Origin of the sequence: Candidatus Nitrotoga sp. BS, from assembly GCF_927797785.1 — a bacterium.
In the GTDB taxonomy this organism is placed as follows: Bacteria; Pseudomonadota; Gammaproteobacteria; order Burkholderiales; family Gallionellaceae; genus Nitrotoga.
Genome location: NZ_CAKMLL010000072.1, coordinates 1 through 15905 on the forward strand (window position 1 = coordinate 1; position 15905 = coordinate 15905).

Below are 15905 nucleotides of genomic sequence, written 5' to 3' on the forward strand. Positions count from 1 at the left end.
TTTTACTCGCGCCTTGTCTTGTCTAGAAAATTGAATTTTTAGAGGCGCCCTAAATACTGCTAACTTAACCGTTTGTGGTGAGCCTGTCGAACCGCTGGTCACGGGCATAAAGCCCTTCGGCAAGGCTCTCCTGAGCGTAGCCGAAGGGCTCAGGGCGAACGGAATTTTGTTTAAGTGAACAGCATTGGGCTTGTACCAGAATTGCTTTATGAGTTACCGGATTTCAGCTTATCCGTCAGATGAGGCGCAATTACCTGGAGTAACTGCGCGAATACTTTGGGGTTACCTGCACAAATATTGCCGCTTTTGAGGAAGGTGTCGTTGCCTTGCATATCACCGACCAAACCGCCCGCTTCTGTAATCAGCAAACACCCTGCGGCAATGTCCCAAGAGTTAAGACCCAATTCAAAAAATCCATCATAGCGCCCCGCTGCAGTGTAGGCGAGATCAAGTGCGGCAGAGCCAGGCCGACGCAGGCCGGAGGTCTTTTGCATCATGTCACGCAGGATGTTCATATAGGCATCCAGAGATTCAAACTTGGTGTAAGGAAATCCGGTGCCAATCAGGCAGTCGGCCAGTTTGAGCCGCTTGCTTACGCGTAAACGGCGGTCATTGAGATAAGCGCCGCCGCCGCGCGTGGCAGTGAACAGGTCATTTTTGGTCGGGTCGTAGATGACTGCCTGGGTCAATACGCCATTGTGTTGCAATGCAATGGACACGGCGTATTGTTGAAATCCATGCAAGAAATTAGTGGTGCCATCGAGCGGGTCGATGATCCAAAGATATTCCGACTCGCCTTGGGCACCACTCTCTTCTGCTAGAATTGCGTGTTTTGGGTAGGCATCCAGTAAGGTGGTGATGATCGCCTGCTCGGCTGCGCGATCCACTTCGCTGACATAATCGGAGTGAGATTTTTTGGTGACAGTGAGGTGGTCAAGATTATTGGCAGCACGGTGGATCAAGTTGCCAGCGCGACGCGCGGCTTTCACCGCGATGGTGAGCATGGGATGCATAACGAACCTTTTTAATGAGCAGTCGGATTGTTCCGATTGCGTATTTTAGTGTGAATTGCACTTTGGATAAACCAGATACTTTAAATAATGTACGAGTGGTACTTAGTCATACCTCTCATCCAGGCAATATTGGCGCCGCTGCACGCGCGATGAAGACCATGGGGCTGCAGAGTTTATATTTGATTAATCCGAGACGTTTCCCTGACCAGCAAGCGGACGCGATGGCGGCTAACGCGGCAGATGTGCTGCAAAACGCAGTTGTGTGTGGCTCGTTGGACGAGGCGTTGCAAGGTGCGGTCTTGGTGGCAGGTATGTCGGCACGTGTCCGTGATATTTCGCAGGAAGTGCTCACGCCGCGCGCGGCGATGCCGCAAATGGTGCAGCAGGCAACTCAGCAACCCGTGGCACTTCTGTTCGGTACAGAAATATCTGGTTTGACCAATGATGAGTTGGCGCGCTGTCACTTCATGGTGCGCATTCCTGTCAGTCCGTCTTATACATCGCTTAATCTGGCTGCCGCAGTGCAACTGATTTGTTATGAGCTGCGCCTGGCTACAGAGCAGGAAGAATATGCCCCGCCCGAACTGAGTCCGGCACCGGCGGAGCAGGTAGAAAGATATTTCCGGCACTTGGAAGATACGCTTATAGAAATTGGTTTTTTACGGGAAAAGCAATCGACCAAGCTGATGCAGAAGTTGCGCCGTTTGTATGCGCGCGCTCGGTTGGAGCATGAGGAAGTTAACATTCTGCGTGGTATTTTGACGGTCACGACTGAATACCATACACAGCAAAAACTCGACCATCAAAAAAAGAAATTGAGTGAGTAAATTTAGGTGCCCTGATGTTTCAATCTATTAAAGAAGATATAGGCAGCGTATTTGCGCGCGATCCAGCGGCGCGCAGTGTATTTGAGGTAATAACCTGCTACCCGGGATTTCATGCGCGCTTGGTGCATCGCATAGCACATTGGTTTTGGTATGCAAAGATGAAATGGCTGGCACGCTTTTTGTCGCACGTGGGTCGTTTTTTGACTGGCATAGAGATACATCCGGGGGCAACCATCGGGCGGCGGTTTTTCATTGATCACGGCATGGGTGTGGTTATCGGCGAAACTGCTGAGATCGGTGATGATTGCACGTTGTATCACGGCGTAACGCTGGGCGGGACTTCATGGAAAGAGGGAAAGCGCCATCCCACGTTAGGTAATGGTGTCGTGGTTGGGGCTGGCGCCAAAATCCTGGGTCCAATTACCATCGGCGATAGTGCCAAAATAGGCTCCAATGCTGTGGTGGTGAAGAATGTACCGGCGGGAGCGACGGCTGCCGGGATTCCTGCGCGCATCCTGGATGAGGCTACAAAAAGGCCAGGTTTCAATGCTTATGGCATTAGTAATGACCAGAATGACCCCTTGGCTCAAGCTATTCACGGCTTATTAGGACATGGTGTGGTAGTAGATAAGCGCATCGATCTTATTCTGGAACAGCTAGAAAAAATGGGTGTAAGCATCGACGAAGAACGCGCCACCGCTGATAAGTTCGATCCCGGTTACCTGAATAGAATTGTTGACTAAGTTATTAGTTGACTAAATAAGTTGGGTATTCTATTATTCTGACCAAGGATTTTCGTAAGTTCAATTCACGTGATGATCCCGCAGAATGAAATGGCAGTGAAGCTCGAGAGTGTTTTGTATATGTCATTTATGGCCTAGATGAACAGGGTCTTTACATAATTGCACTGCTAAGAAAGCAGGTTAAGATAGTGCAGTTATTTATAAAATATAAAGTATTTAGAGCTGATTCACGTTGGCATGTGTAACAAATAAAATAATGCTGATCTTGTGCGATGTATATTCAGGGGGAAATCATGCGACTTACCACTAAAGGGCGTTTTGCTGTCATGGCGATGGCTGATCTGGCGTTGCATGGTGGATGCGGCCCGGTGACGCTATCTAGCATTAGTGAGCGCCAAAACATTTCACAGTCTTATCTTGAACAGTTGTTCGGTAAGTTGCGTAAACGCAATATTGTGATTGCAGTGCGCGGCCCGGGTGGTGGTTATAATTTGGCACGCCCAAGCGCGCAAATTTCAGTCGCCGATATCGTCGTGGCTGTAGATGAGTCGGTGGATGCTACCCGGTGTGGTGGTAAGGCTAATTGCCACGATGAGAAGCAATGCGTTACACATAATTTATGGATGGGGCTGAATGAAGCGTTGCATAGCTATATGGCGGGGGTAAGTTTGCAACAATTAGTCGACGATGCTGCCAAGCCCAAGTCCGAAGTTAAAACGGTAACCATTAGCAAAAGTATTACTAAGTCGGTGCTTGTTCCGGTGTGATCTAGACCTAACGTTTCATTAGACACATTCTTTGATCGATTGGTTTCTTGGGCAGTTTAATGACGATTTTTCACAGAAAACTATATTAGAGATTAGCGTTGAGATTTTTTTTGCCTTTCTCAATGCTCTATTTGGCTACTATTAGGAGTTTAAATAATGGCGATTACATTAACAGAAAGTGCGGCAAAACAGATCCAAACTCAACTCGCAAAGCGCGGAAAAGGCCTTGCTCTTCGTGTCGGCGTCAAAAAAGTTGGCTGCTCCGGCTATGCTTACACTTATGACTATGCCGATGAAGTTCTCGAAGGCGACCATATGTTTGAAGCGCATAACGCAAAGGTTGTGTTTAATGATTCGACCCTGTCATATATTAACGGCTCGCGTTTAGACTTTGTGACCGAAGGGCTTAAGCAGATGTTTAAATTTGAAAATCCAAATGTCGGCAGCATGTGCGGCTGCGGTGAAAGTTTTAACCTGACGGGTGAAGCGGCAAAGTCCATAGTTCAAAATTCATAGTAAGGTGTAACCGTTTAAAGGCCTTCCTAACCCATGGACAAGCTTTTTTCTTCGACCTTGATGATTTCTCGGAGGTAACACAATGAGTGCAACGCTACAAAACCTAGTCAATCAACCTTATAAACATGGTTTCGTCACTAGTATTGAGTCTGATGTCGCGCCGAAGGGGTTGACCACAGATACCATCCGGATGATTTCGGCCAAGAAAAAAGAACCAGAGTGGCTGCTTGAGTTCCGGCTCAAATCTTACGAAGCTTGGCTTAAGATGGATGAGCCTGCGTGGCCCAATGTTCATTATCCCAAGATCGATTTTCAAGCAATCAGCTATTATGCTGCGCCCAAGCAAAAGCCGAAATTGAAAAGCATGGATGAGGTCGATCCTGAATTGCTACGTACGTTCGAAAAGCTTGGCGTGCCGCTGCATGAGCGCATGGCGCTTGCGGGCGTTGCGGTCGATGTTATTTTTGACAGTGTATCGGTGGCGACTACTTACAAGGATAAGCTGGCCGAAGTTGGCATCATTTTCTGTTCAATGTCGGAGGCTGTGCTTGATCATCCCGAGCTGGTGAAGAAGTATCTAGGTACCGTGATACCGACCAGCGATAATTTTTATGCTGCGCTCAACTCGGCAGTATTTACCGACGGCTCGTTCTGCTACATCCCCAAGGGCGTTAAATGTCCAATGGATTTGTCGACCTATTTCCGCATCAATACTGAGGAGTCAGGTCAATTCGAGCGCACGTTGATCGTTGCTGAGGAGGGAGCGTCAGTTTCCTACCTTGAAGGCTGTACCGCGCCTGCGTTTAGCAGCAACCAGCTACATGCGGCCGTTGTGGAGCTCGTGGCACTTGATAATGCTGACATCAAGTATTCAACAGTGCAAAATTGGTATGCGGGTGATGAGAAAGGCATCGGTGGAATTTACAACTTCGTGACCAAGCGCGGCTTGGCCAAAGGCGTTAACTCGCGCATTTCATGGACCCAAGTTGAAACCGGATCGGCGATCACCTGGAAGTATCCTTCTTGTGTGTTACTTGGCGATAATTCGGTCGGTGAATTTTATTCCGTCGCGGTCACCAACCATTATCAGCAAGCCGATACAGGCACCAAAATGATACATATCGGCAAAAATACGCGCAGTACTATAGTCAGCAAAGGTATCTCTGCTGGCCATTCCAACAACAGTTACCGCGGATTGGTCAAGATTTCCCCAAGCGCCACTGGTGCACGCAATTATTCGCAATGTGACTCGATGTTGGTTGGCCACGAGTCCGGTGCTCACACCTTTCCTTACATCCAAGTAGCTAACAACAGTTCCCAAGTCGAACACGAGGCATCGACCTCGAAGATCGGTGAGGATCAGCTGTTTTACTTTGCACAGCGTGGCATCGACGCTGAGGCTGCAGTATCAATGATTATCAATGGATTCTGTAAAGACGTATTTCAACAATTACCAATGGAGTTTGCGGTCGAAGCAACCGCATTGCTTAGTTTCAAACTTGAAGGGAGCGTTGGATGATTTACCAAGACAGCAAGATATTGCTCGAAGTGAACGGGCTATGCGCAAACGTAAATGGTACAGAAATTTTAAAAGGATTGAACTTGACCGTAAGGAGTGGCGAAATACACGCCATTATGGGGCCCAACGGCTCGGGCAAGAGCACGTTCTCCAAGATACTTGCGGGTCATTCAGCTTATGAAGTCACCGGCGGTACGGTGATGCTTGAAGGCCAGAACTTGCTCGATCTTGCGCCTGAAGAGCGTGCTCGTGCCGGTGTATTTCTCGCGTTTCAGTATCCGATTGAGATACCCGGCGTCGTCAATAGTCAGTTCCTGCGTCTTACTTATAATACTGTTCAGACGCATCGTGGCAAAGAAGAGCTCGACCCGCTTGAGTTTGATGACTTTGTGCGTGAGAAAATGAAATTGCTCGAAATGAATCCTGATTTTCTAGAGCGCAGCGTTAACGAAGGTTTCTCTGGTGGTGAAAAAAAACGTAACGAAATATTGCAAATGGCGATGTTGGATCCACGGCTGGCGATTTTAGACGAGACCGATTCCGGCCTCGATATTGATGCTCTCAGGATCGTCGCCAACGGCGTCAACCAGCTTGCTAACAAAGATAATGCGATCGTGCTGGTGACTCACTATCAGCGCCTGCTGAACTATATTGTGCCAGATTTCGTACATGTGATGGAAGCCGGCCGCATCATCAAGACTGGCGGCAAAGAGCTTGCATTCGAACTCGAATCGCGTGGCTACGACTGGGTTGGAGTAGAGCACAAGGCGGCAACCGGGGCGGCGGCATGAGTACATCCGCTACTGTTAATGCGGGGGGCTACCTGGAGAATCTGCTGGCCGGGCAGCCGCACTTGCCTGCAAGTCCGTTGGCGTGGCTCAATGTGCTCCGCGCGGAAGCGGTCGATCGCGTCGGTGCTCTGACAGTGCCCACCCTGCGCGACGAGGAATGGCGCTTTACCGATATTTCGCAGCTCACCAAGATGTCATTTCATCCGGTACGCGCAACTATCAGCCTTCAGGTCGCAGACATAGAGCGTTTTTATATCGAGGAGGCAACTACCCGACTGGTATTTGTCGATGGCGTCTATGCCCCGCAGTTGTCTAGTAACGTATCAGGCATTGGCGTGGCGGTCGTTAATTTGGAAGCTGGATTTGCCGCACACGCAGCAGCAATCGAGCCATATCTAGGTCGCCTCACAGGATTCCGCGACAATGTATTTGCTGCTCTAAATACTGCATTTCTGCATGACGCAGCATTGATCGTTGTGCCACGCGATGTTGAAGTTGCGGTGCCGGTGCATCTGCTTTTCATTGCGACGCAAAAGGATGTCGTAAGCTACCCGCGTTGCCTGTTTCTGGCCGAGTCCGGTAGCGCTGTGACAGTGATTGAAGATTACGTATCATTGCAAGAAGATGCCTACTTCACTAATGCAGTGACGGAAATTGCGTTGATCGACAACGCGCGCGTCAACCATATCAGGGTGCAGCGAGAAGGTGCGAAGGCGTTTCATATTGCAAATTGTGCGGTATCACTTGCACGTGCTAGTAATTATCAGTCGGTAAGTGTCGCGTTCGGTGCTCGTATTTCGCGTTACAACTTGAATGTTCAGCTAGCTGAGGGGGCTGAATGCGCGGTAGACGGATTGGCGCTAATTTCAGGGCGTCAATTGGCTGATACGCATACCTGTATTGACCACGCGCAGCCGCAAGCCGCAAGTAATCAGTCGCACAAATGTATCGTTGGCGGCAGTGCGCATGCGGTATTCAACGGTAAAGTGGTGGTGCGTCAAGGTGCACAACGTACCGATTCCAAGCAGTCCAATCGCAACCTGCTATTGACCAGCAAAGCCCACGTTGATACCAAGCCGCAACTTGAAATATTCGCCGACGACGTGAAGTGCACACATGGTGCGACTATTGGCCAGCTCGACGACGAGGAGGTATTTTATTTACGGAGTCGCGGGTTGTCCGATACAGCAGCGCGCAACATGCTTACATATGCATTCGGGGCTGAAATCATCGAGCGCATACCCATTTCTTCGCTCAAATACCAGCTTGAACAAACCGTACTCGAACAGACCACAGTCCAGTTATGAGTGAAAATCAAGCCGCACTAAAAATTAAATCGCCATCCGCATTTGATGTCGAGCGTATTCGCGCTGATTTCCCGATCCTGAAGCTGGCGGTCAACGACAAACCACTGGTGTATCTCGACAACGCTGCCTCGAGCCAAATGCCACAGCAGGTGATCGACCGCCTGGTGCGTTACCAGACGACGCAGCACGCCAATATCAATCGCGCGGTGCATTACTTGTCAGAGGTTGCAACCTCTGAATTTGAGGAGGCGCGTCGCAAGTTACAGCACTTCATTAATGCAAAAGAAGAACGTGAAGTGATTTTCACCAGCGGTACTACCGATGCGATCAATCTGGTGATGCATGGCTATGGCCGTAAGTTCATCGGAGCTGGCGACGAAATTATTCTGACCACGCTTGAGCATCATTCAAATATTGTGCCGTGGCAGATGTTGGCAGAAGAAAAGGGCGCTAAGATTCGCGTGGTGCCGATTAACGATGCGGGTGAGTTGCTCATAGACGAATATGAGAAATTTTTTAACGAACGCACAAAATTTGTCGGTGTGATGCATGTCTCGAACGCGCTTGGCACGATCAACCCGATAAAGGAAATGATTGCATTTGCACACGCACGCGACGTGCCGGTGTTGGTTGATGGTGCACAGGCAACTCCGCATATGAAAGTTGACGTACAAGATCTTGACTGCGATTTCTACGCATTTTCGGGGCACAAGCTGTGCGGGCCAACCGGTATCGGCATTCTTTATGGCCGTGCTGAGTTGCTAGAAAAAATGCAGCCATTCAAGGGCGGTGGCGACATGATTTTGTCGGTGACGTTCGAAAAAACCTTATACAACACTATTCCGCATAAATTCGAGGCTGGTACTCCGCCAATTGCAGCGGCAATTGGGTTGGGTGCTGCAGTTGACTACTTGTCGGAGATCGGCATGGATGCAATAGCTGCGTACGAACTCGCTCTGCTAAAAAATGCAACTGAGCAAATAAATGCTATGCCAGGTGTGCGGATTCTTGGCACCGCCGAGCACAAGGCCGCAGTATTGTCTTTTGCAGTCGACGGTGTGCATCCACATGACATCGGTACTCTGCTCAATCAGGAAGGCATTGCTGTGCGTACCGGACATCATTGCGCACAGCCAATTATGCAACGTTTGCATGTGCCGGCCACTTCGCGCGCATCATTTGCGTTTTACAACAGCATGGATGAAGTCGATGCATTGATCGCTGGCATCCGCACCGTACAGAAGATATTTACATAATGACTAACTATAAATCTCTTTACCAAGAAGTGATCCTCGATCACAACAAAAAGCCGCGTAATTACGGTGCGATTGATCATCCGAGCCATCATGCGGTAGGACACAATCCGCTGTGCGGTGATCACATCAGCGTGGATGTCGATCTCGGTGATGAGCGTATCAACAACATTGCATTTCAGGGTGAGTCTTGTGCGATCTGCAAGGCATCTGCATCGATGATGACGACTGCTGTTAAGGGCAAGACGCGTGCGGAGGCAGAAACGCTGATCCAGGAATTTCTCGCCATGGCGACTGGAAAGCTCTCCCATGACGCCTGTCCTAACATTGGCAGGCTTGCGGTATTTGCTGGCGTGAGCGATTTGCCAACACGCGTCAAATGCGCAATTCTGCCATGGCATACCCTGAGTGGCGCGTTTAATGCAGTAGAAACTACCTCGACCGAGGCGGAAGAAGATCCTATGCACGCCCCGATCGGTGATGCCTGAATATAATTAACGAACAAGTTGCGGATAACACGGTCATGTTCGGCACAGAATTGCAGGTTGCTCTGAAAAAACGGTTTTCTTGCCTGGTATGTGTAAGCCAGCTAAAAACTAGCGACAGCATGCACAAAGCGGCTGTAAGCAGCACAGGTATAAGAGGAAGGCTTAGACAAACAGTTATTTATAGCAACCTATTGCTTATGGGATTGGCAAAGGCGTTAAAAATGAGGCCTTAACTTTTAAGGAATAGAAATGCCAAAAATTGCTGAAATAGAAGATACACCCAATCCAAACGCAGTGAAGTTTATGCTCAAAGAGCCACTGACATGGGGAATATCACACTCGTACGATAATGCCGAAGAGGCCAAGACCGATACCCTCGCTTCTGCGTTGTTCGATATCGAGCATGTGACCAATGTGTTTTATGTTGATAGCTGCCTAACGGTCACGCAGGACGGTAAAGCTCACTGGCCTCAATTGGCGCGTGAAATTGCGGTACCACTCCGCGAGGCGCCCGCAGCTGAAGCATCTTCGGAAGCTTTGGTTGCTGCTGCGGCTGTTGCAATCGCTGGTCTTAGTCCAGAGGATCAGGTGCGATTTGACAAAATCAACGGGATGCTTGACGAAAAAATCCGCCCCTATCTGCGAAGCGACGGCGGTGACCTGCATGTAATAGGCTTCTCCGGCAACTTCCTCAGCGTGCATCTTCAAGGTGCGTGCGGGTCTTGCCCGAGTTCGACATCGAGCACGCTTATCAGTATCACGAGTCTACTTCGGACGATTGAACCGGATATAGAAGTCCTGTCTGTTTAAGTTGTATCTGCAATTCACTTGCTGGCCAATTTGTTAATTTGAGGCTGGGTTAGAGCCGATAAGCGGACTCAATAATTTAAGAACATATTTATGTAAAGTCGGATGACACTATTTCATCCTAAATGAATGGTCGCCACAATTATGCAAACTATAACTGCGCCGGATTTAGCCGCATGGCTTACGGATATATCGCGAGATAATCCAGTATTGCTCGACGTGCGTGAGTCATGGGAATTTCAAACCTGTCATATTGACGGAGCGTTGACGATGCCGATGAATACCATTCCCGACAAGCTGTCGGAGCTAGATACGGAGCAACCGATAGTCTGTATTTGTCATCACGGTATGCGCAGTATGCAGATTGCGGTTTTTTTAGAGCAGAATGGTTTTACTCAAATTAGTAACTTGATAGGTGGCGTCCATGCTTGGGCTCAGCAAGTCGATAGAACAATGCCAACCTATTAAATTAAATATTGCTCCTTTTGGAGAATAAGTTGCAGCAACATTCTTATCCATTCAAGACTTGCTACATAAATTTGTAGCAAGCGCGGGATTCGTGCATGGGGACAGCTAAACAAATGGGATTGAAATGAGTGATTGGGTGACGGTGGCGCGAGTCGGTGAACTGGCGCCAGGCGAGTGGCGAGTAGTGGATATGGATGGTGCGCAGGCCGTGGTATTCAATCTCGAAGGTCAATATTATGCCATTGAGGACGTCTGCACTCATGATTCTGGCCAGCTCACTGGTGGTACGGTCGAAGGCGACCAGATCATTTGTCCTCGCCACGGCGCACGTTTTTGCATACGCACTGGCGAGGCATTGACTGCTCCTGCTTATGAACCGACCGCTACTTTTCCTGTGCGCATTGAAAACGAAGAGGTTCAAGTTCGCGACAACCGCTGGGATTGATTAAAGCGTTGCTCGACAGCTTTCCAACAGCTGAAAATCAGAGTCCAGATTTAATGCCGTAACGCTTAGAATTACGGCAATGGAATTGTGAAGATAAAAAAACTCATTGCAAAAAAACCGAAAACTTGATTTATAGGAATCAACATTGACAGGAAAAGCACAGATGTCAGAACAGCAGTTTACTGAGCAGGACTGGCGTCGGCTTCTGGTAAGTTTGGGTGAGGATCCCGATAGAGCCGGTCTGGTTGAAACTCCATCCCGCCTTGTTACTGCCTGGAAGCACTGGACATCAGGATATACACAAGATCCGGCAGAGCTCTTGAAGGTATTTGAAGATGGAGCAGAAGAGTACAATGAACTCATTGTGATACGAGGTATTCCTGTCTATAGTCATTGCGAGCATCATCTGGCACCTTTTTTTGGCAAAGCCACCATTGGCTATGTTCCTAACGGAAAAATAGTGGGTTTATCTAAGCTGACGCGCTTGGTCAATTGTTTTTCCAGGCGGTTACAAGTGCAAGAACGGCTCACCATTCAAATTGCTAACGCCTTGATGACGAATCTGGAACCGAAAGCAGTGGGCGTGGTTATTCGCTGTCGGCACATGTGTATGGAAAGCCGTGGCATTAGCACTGAAGGCGAAGAAACAGTCACGTCATCCATGCTCGGCGAACTTCAACCAAATCTGGCGTTGCGCACGGAATTTCTTGCTTTAGCGCGAGAGGCTTAATTTGAATCAAAAATTAAAATGAATCTGCACCTCCCAGTTTACCTGGATTATTCGGCAACCACGCCAGTTGATCCGCGCGTTGCTGAAGCAATGATCCCCTATTTGACAGAGAGCTTCGGCAATCCGGCAAGCCCTCATATCTTTGGCCAGGTAGCGAACGAAGCGGTGGAACGCGCTCGTGAACAGGTGGCAGCACTAGTGAACGCTGACCCTAAAGAAATCGTCTGGACTTCGGGTGCGACTGAGTCAAACAATCTGGCGCTGAAGGGTGCGGCACATTTCTACCAGAATAAGGGTAAGCACATTGTCACGATGAAAACCGAGCACAAGGCGGTACTCGATACCGTGTGCGAATTGGAGCGACAAGGGTTTTCTGCAACTTACCTTGATTCCGAACCGAATGGCTTACTCGATCTGGATAAATTAAAAGCAGCATTGCGTCCTGATACAACTATCGTTTCGGTAATGTATGTAAACAACGAAATTGGTGTGATTCAGGACATTGCAGCAATCGGTGAAATATGCCGTGAGCACGGCATCCTGTTTCATGTTGATGCGGCGCAAGCCACCGGAAAAATAGTGATAGATCTGCAGCGATTGAAAGTTGACTTGATGTCATTTTCGGCACATAAAACTTATGGTCCGAAAGGCATCGGAGCGTTGTATGTGCGGCGCAAGCCAAGAGTGCGTCTGGAAGCACAGATGCATGGTGGCGGGCATGAACGTGGCATGCGTTCAGGCACCCTGGCGACACATCAGATCGTTGGCATGGGCGAAGCTTTTAGCATAGCGCAAAAAGAAATGTCAGCAGAAAATGAACGCATCCGTACGCTACGTGACAGCTTGTGGCGCGGCCTGTCCAGCATCGGAGATGTGTACCTGAACGGCGATATTAAGCAGCGTGTATCGCATAACCTGAATGTCAGTTTCAAATATGTGGATGGTGACTCGCTGACCAAAGCGATCACCGATATTTCAGTATCCAGCGGGTCTGCCTGCACTTCAGCAAGCCTGGAGCCGTCCTATGTGCTTCGCGGCCTGGGATGTAGCGATGCATTGGCACGCAGTTCGATTCGGTTCACCGTGGGACGTTTCACCACTGAGGACGAAGTAAACTTCACGATAGAACTGTTGAAGAATAAAATTAGCAAATTGCGTGATGAACAAAAGTCCACCATCTTATTGTCTGAATAAATTCAAAATCCTAAACGGGAAATCATGCACCTGAATTGATAGTGATGGCGTAAATAAAGAGGTTGCACAATGAAGATTTATAATCTGTGGCGCACTATTTCAAACCGCTGGCTATATCTGGTCGGGACGTTGGTCATCTCCGGTGCGTTTGGCACAGCGCTCTATCTGCAATATGTTTTACATCAGGATCCATGCCCTTTATGCATGATTCAGCGCTTCATCTTCATTGCGATGTTAGTGCTGTTTGCTATTGCCACTCTGCATAACCCCAAACGCAGTGGTACGAAAGTGTATGGAGCATTGATAGTTTTATTGGCGGCGAGTGGAGTGAGTACTGCTGCTCGTCATATATGGCTTCAGCATTTGCCCAAAGACCAAGTGCCTGCCTGCGGCCCAGGCCTGGAGTACATGCTGGGAAACTTTCCTATGGCAGAGGTGTGGCAGGAGCTCATGCACGGCTCCGGCGAATGTGCCGCCAAAGGTTGGTCATTCCTTGGTCTGGGCCTCCCGGAATGGTCTCTGTTTTTGTATGTGATCTTGGGTGCATGGGCGGTGATGATCACGCTTAGAAAGTCAATCTAACGCCTTCTGCCAATAATTCTGACATACCAGCATCGAACAGTTAAATATACTTGCATCCAGTACTTTTGCCGAGTATCCGCTAGTGTTTTTTTACTTTTAACTTTTTATCAAGACAAATCAAAGGAACCAAAAAATGTCAAAACAATGGACTACCCCCCCCGCAATGCTGATTGACCCTAGTAAAAAATACTCAGCTACGGTGGTGACCGAGCACGGAAATATTGTGATCGAACTTTACCCGCAACATGCCCCTAAAACCGTGAATAACTTTGTTTTCTTGGCGCGTGAGGGTTTCTACGATGGCCTTCTCTTCCACCGCGTGATCGGGGACTTTATGGTGCAGGGTGGCGATCCCACTGGTAGTGGACGAGGTGGGCCAGGTTACAAGTTTGAAGATGAAACCAGTGGCAATCCGCTCAAACATGGTACTGGATATCTCTCCATGGCCAACTCCGGCCCCAACAGCAATGGCAGCCAATTCTTTATTACCCACAGTCCTCAGAACCACTTGGATGGCAAGCACACAGTTTTTGGCAAAGTTATCGAGGGCATGGATGCGGTTAATGCCATTACTCAAGGCGACGTGATGACCAAGGTGGAGATTAGCGAAGAGTAAAGTGAGAGGAACGGCTGGGGATTGAAAGCTGTCTGCATCTGTTGCCAATTTCTTGTTCCCTATCTGCACGACTAACGGGCATGGAGATCAGGTCATTTTTAATGTCTGAAACGATTAAATTTAGACCGTGATTGCGAAGCGGGTCACGGTCTAAACCGTTTGTTGGACGAGTCCGGCTGGCTCACAAACGCTATGCAAATATCTCTCAATGCCGGCCTCGCATCGAAGGTCTTAGATGCCCGGAGTCTCACCGCAGTATTTTAAAAAACCACTTTCAACATAAAAACGCCGCCAATGTCAGTGTTGAAATTGGCGGTTGTATCCGTTTACAGCCTTCCTAAGAAACACATTCATCTATTGCCGGATTTTGTTGCTGTAGGATCAAGCTCAAACTGAGCTGCTCGGGGATGTAATTGTTTGATGATACGATCTTGGTGCTGTTGCTCATAGTGATCGGCACCAGGATCTTTGTAATCTATACAAAATCGCATTGCGTTGTCAAACAGTAGGTTAATTACGTGCCGTCGCTGCCACAGCTTTTGCATTGCCAATCGATGCCAACCGTGGGATGCCAGCGCTTGACCTCCAAGACGGTATCTGACTCCGTGACCTTTTCCAGATAGGAGTATTGTGCTTAAACGAAATTCAGTTGTATGTTTTTTGGTCATGCTTGTTGCTGGTTTAGGTAGTGCTGTATCTTATGCTGAAGAGGATGTACGGCTGCAATTAAAGTGGGCCCATAGCTGGCAATTTGCAGGATATTACGCGGCTCAAAAAAAGGGCTTCTATGCTGACGCCGGCCTGAATGTCGCGATTATCGAGCGTTCATTGCAGCACAATCACATTGATACCGTATTGGCGGGTAACGCGGAGTATGGTGTTGCAGATTCCAGTATTGTTTTGCACCGATTGAATGGACGGCCAATCGTGGCGCTAGCAGCCGTTTTCCAGCATTCACCTTTAGTTTTAATGACCTTGGCGAAAGATGGTTTGATTGGCCCTCATGAACTTAAAGGCAAGCGAGTGATGTATCAACGCGGAGTGGATGATGCCGTGATTACCGCTATGTTTACCTTGCTGGGCATTCCCGATGATTATTTCCAATATCTTGAGCATAGACTGGATGATGATGCTTTGCTCAGGGGTGAGACTGATGCCATATCAGCTTATCTGACTAATCAGCCTTTGATGTATGAGCGTAGAGGCTATCAGGTCAATATCATTAATCCCGCCAATTACGGTATTGATTTTTATGGGGATACGCTGTTCACCTCGGAAGCTGAACTAAAGGAACACCCTGATCGTGTAAAGCGTTTTATTGCGGCGAGTCTTAAGGGATGGTCTTATGCTTTAGAGCACAGGTCAGAAGTGAGTCAATGGCTTCGTGAAGATTTTGGCATTAAGCGTTCTAAAGAATTATTAATGGCTGAAGCCGAGGCTATTGAGCGGATGATAATACCCAAGTTAGTTGAGATTGGTTACCTCAACCCTGTACGTTATGAGCGAATCGCCGAAATCTATAAAGAATTGGGGATGGCGAAGCCAAAGGCTAAAATAACGGGTATTTATATTGATGACTATAGTCAGAAACCATATTCATTTGAGCAGTGGATAAAGTGGGCGGTTGCTTCGTGCTTGTTTTTATTGTTGATGCTTATCGTTGTTTTGGGTATCAATCGTCGCCTTAATCATTTAGTTAAAGCACGTACCCAAGAACTTTATCAGATTGCCAATACTGACCACCTAACCGGAATAAATAATCGAAAAAAACTGGAAAGTTTACTGAGCTTGGATTCAAATTCGAAGTGCAACATTCAGTGTTGGCTTCGCCCATGTGCT

At 48.3% G+C, this 15905-nt stretch carries 18 protein-coding genes; 17 read left to right on the forward strand and 1 reads right to left on the reverse strand.

Going from position 1 to position 15905, the window contains the following annotated elements; genetic code table 11:
• Positions 1-206: 206 nt before the first annotated feature.
• Positions 207-1013, reverse strand: coding sequence for an inositol monophosphatase family protein (locus tag MJ769_RS09460; RefSeq protein WP_239236761.1), 807 nt, complete (start codon positions 1011-1013; stop codon positions 207-209).
• A gap of 14 nt (positions 1014-1027) precedes the next feature.
• Between MJ769_RS09460 and MJ769_RS09465 the strand changes: the two genes are divergently transcribed.
• The 17 genes from MJ769_RS09465 to MJ769_RS09545 form a co-directional block, all read left to right on the forward strand.
• A complete protein-coding gene (locus MJ769_RS09465; RefSeq protein ID WP_239236763.1) occupies positions 1028-1840 on the forward strand; it encodes an RNA methyltransferase in 813 nt (270 codons plus the stop codon).
• A 14-nt stretch (positions 1841-1854) separates the two neighbouring features.
• Complete coding sequence (gene cysE / locus MJ769_RS09470) at positions 1855-2583, forward strand: serine O-acetyltransferase (RefSeq protein ID WP_239236765.1); 729 nt, start codon at positions 1855-1857, stop codon at positions 2581-2583.
• A gap of 293 nt (positions 2584-2876) precedes the next feature.
• Positions 2877-3350 (forward strand): Rrf2 family transcriptional regulator, encoded by a 474-nt coding sequence (locus tag MJ769_RS09475; RefSeq protein WP_239236767.1) that lies wholly within the window; start codon positions 2877-2879, stop codon positions 3348-3350.
• A 156-nt stretch (positions 3351-3506) separates the two neighbouring features.
• Positions 3507-3866: a HesB/IscA family protein gene (locus MJ769_RS09480; RefSeq protein WP_239236768.1), complete on the forward strand. Its 360-nt coding sequence runs from the start codon at positions 3507-3509 to the stop codon at positions 3864-3866.
• A gap of 82 nt (positions 3867-3948) precedes the next feature.
• The gene (gene sufB / locus MJ769_RS09485) at positions 3949-5385 is read left to right on the forward strand and encodes a Fe-S cluster assembly protein SufB (RefSeq protein WP_239236770.1); all 1437 of its coding nucleotides are present in this window, start codon (positions 3949-3951) and stop codon (positions 5383-5385) included.
• Entirely contained in the window at positions 5382-6176 is a 795-nt protein-coding gene (sufC, locus tag MJ769_RS09490) for a Fe-S cluster assembly ATPase SufC (RefSeq protein ID WP_239236778.1), read from the forward strand. The genes sufB and sufC overlap by 4 nt, the downstream gene beginning before the upstream one ends.
• On the forward strand, positions 6173-7483 hold the full coding sequence (sufD, locus tag MJ769_RS09495) for a Fe-S cluster assembly protein SufD (RefSeq protein WP_239236780.1): 1311 nt from the start codon (positions 6173-6175) through the stop codon (positions 7481-7483). Before sufC ends, sufD begins: the two co-directional genes overlap by 4 nt.
• A complete protein-coding gene (locus tag MJ769_RS09500; protein ID WP_239236782.1) occupies positions 7480-8739 on the forward strand; it encodes a cysteine desulfurase in 1260 nt (419 codons plus the stop codon). Before sufD ends, MJ769_RS09500 begins: the two co-directional genes overlap by 4 nt.
• Complete coding sequence (sufU, locus tag MJ769_RS09505; protein ID WP_239236787.1) at positions 8739-9224, forward strand: Fe-S cluster assembly sulfur transfer protein SufU; 486 nt, start codon at positions 8739-8741, stop codon at positions 9222-9224. Before MJ769_RS09500 ends, sufU begins: the two co-directional genes overlap by 1 nt.
• Before the next feature lie 249 nt (positions 9225-9473).
• Positions 9474-10034 (forward strand): NifU family protein, encoded by a 561-nt coding sequence (locus MJ769_RS09510; protein ID WP_239236788.1) that lies wholly within the window; start codon positions 9474-9476, stop codon positions 10032-10034.
• Between the two features lie 141 nt (positions 10035-10175).
• Positions 10176-10499: a rhodanese-like domain-containing protein gene (locus MJ769_RS09515; protein ID WP_239236789.1), complete on the forward strand. Its 324-nt coding sequence runs from the start codon at positions 10176-10178 to the stop codon at positions 10497-10499.
• A gap of 124 nt (positions 10500-10623) precedes the next feature.
• Positions 10624-10944, forward strand: a complete 321-nt coding sequence (locus tag MJ769_RS09520) for a non-heme iron oxygenase ferredoxin subunit (RefSeq protein ID WP_239236790.1) — start codon at positions 10624-10626, stop codon at positions 10942-10944.
• Positions 10945-11107: 163 nt separating this feature from the next.
• Complete coding sequence (gene folE, locus MJ769_RS09525; RefSeq protein ID WP_239236791.1) at positions 11108-11674, forward strand: GTP cyclohydrolase I FolE; 567 nt, start codon at positions 11108-11110, stop codon at positions 11672-11674.
• Between the two features lie 18 nt (positions 11675-11692).
• The gene (locus MJ769_RS09530; protein WP_305854700.1) at positions 11693-12868 is read left to right on the forward strand and encodes an IscS subfamily cysteine desulfurase; all 1176 of its coding nucleotides are present in this window, start codon (positions 11693-11695) and stop codon (positions 12866-12868) included.
• 69 nt (positions 12869-12937) lie between these two features.
• Positions 12938-13450, forward strand: a complete 513-nt coding sequence (locus MJ769_RS09535; RefSeq protein WP_239236792.1) for a disulfide bond formation protein B — start codon at positions 12938-12940, stop codon at positions 13448-13450.
• A gap of 133 nt (positions 13451-13583) precedes the next feature.
• Complete coding sequence (locus tag MJ769_RS09540; RefSeq protein WP_305854701.1) at positions 13584-14066, forward strand: peptidylprolyl isomerase; 483 nt, start codon at positions 13584-13586, stop codon at positions 14064-14066.
• 630 nt (positions 14067-14696) lie between these two features.
• Positions 14697-15905 (forward strand): ABC transporter substrate-binding protein (locus MJ769_RS09545; protein ID WP_239236793.1); only part of this gene is annotated, 1209 nt, incomplete at its 3' end.

Excerpts from the sequence above, each read along its gene's own strand:
- sufC (WP_239236778.1), top strand. The coding sequence starts at position 5,382 with ATGATTTACCAAGACAGCAAGATATTGCTCGAAGTGAACGGGCTATGC.
- MJ769_RS09475 (WP_239236767.1), top strand. The coding sequence starts at position 2,877 with ATGCGACTTACCACTAAAGGGCGTTTTGCTGTCATGGCGATGGCTGAT.
- MJ769_RS09520 (WP_239236790.1), top strand. The coding sequence starts at position 10,624 with ATGAGTGATTGGGTGACGGTGGCGCGAGTCGGTGAACTGGCGCCAGGC.
- MJ769_RS09480 (WP_239236768.1), top strand. The coding sequence starts at position 3,507 with ATGGCGATTACATTAACAGAAAGTGCGGCAAAACAGATCCAAACTCAA.
- MJ769_RS09510 (WP_239236788.1), top strand. The coding sequence starts at position 9,474 with ATGCCAAAAATTGCTGAAATAGAAGATACACCCAATCCAAACGCAGTG.
- MJ769_RS09500 (WP_239236782.1), top strand. The coding sequence starts at position 7,480 with ATGAGTGAAAATCAAGCCGCACTAAAAATTAAATCGCCATCCGCATTT.
- sufU (WP_239236787.1), top strand. The coding sequence starts at position 8,739 with ATGACTAACTATAAATCTCTTTACCAAGAAGTGATCCTCGATCACAAC.
- sufD (WP_239236780.1), top strand. The coding sequence starts at position 6,173 with ATGAGTACATCCGCTACTGTTAATGCGGGGGGCTACCTGGAGAATCTG.
- cysE (WP_239236765.1), top strand. The coding sequence starts at position 1,855 with ATGTTTCAATCTATTAAAGAAGATATAGGCAGCGTATTTGCGCGCGAT.
- MJ769_RS09515 (WP_239236789.1), top strand. The coding sequence starts at position 10,176 with ATGCAAACTATAACTGCGCCGGATTTAGCCGCATGGCTTACGGATATA.
- MJ769_RS09530 (WP_305854700.1), top strand. The coding sequence starts at position 11,693 with ATGAATCTGCACCTCCCAGTTTACCTGGATTATTCGGCAACCACGCCA.
- MJ769_RS09465 (WP_239236763.1), top strand. The coding sequence starts at position 1,028 with ATGAGCAGTCGGATTGTTCCGATTGCGTATTTTAGTGTGAATTGCACT.
- MJ769_RS09540 (WP_305854701.1), top strand. The coding sequence starts at position 13,584 with ATGTCAAAACAATGGACTACCCCCCCCGCAATGCTGATTGACCCTAGT.
- sufB (WP_239236770.1), top strand. The coding sequence starts at position 3,949 with ATGAGTGCAACGCTACAAAACCTAGTCAATCAACCTTATAAACATGGT.
- MJ769_RS09460 (WP_239236761.1), bottom strand. The coding sequence starts at position 1,013 with ATGCATCCCATGCTCACCATCGCGGTGAAAGCCGCGCGTCGCGCTGGC.
- folE (WP_239236791.1), top strand. The coding sequence starts at position 11,108 with ATGTCAGAACAGCAGTTTACTGAGCAGGACTGGCGTCGGCTTCTGGTA.
- MJ769_RS09535 (WP_239236792.1), top strand. The coding sequence starts at position 12,938 with ATGAAGATTTATAATCTGTGGCGCACTATTTCAAACCGCTGGCTATAT.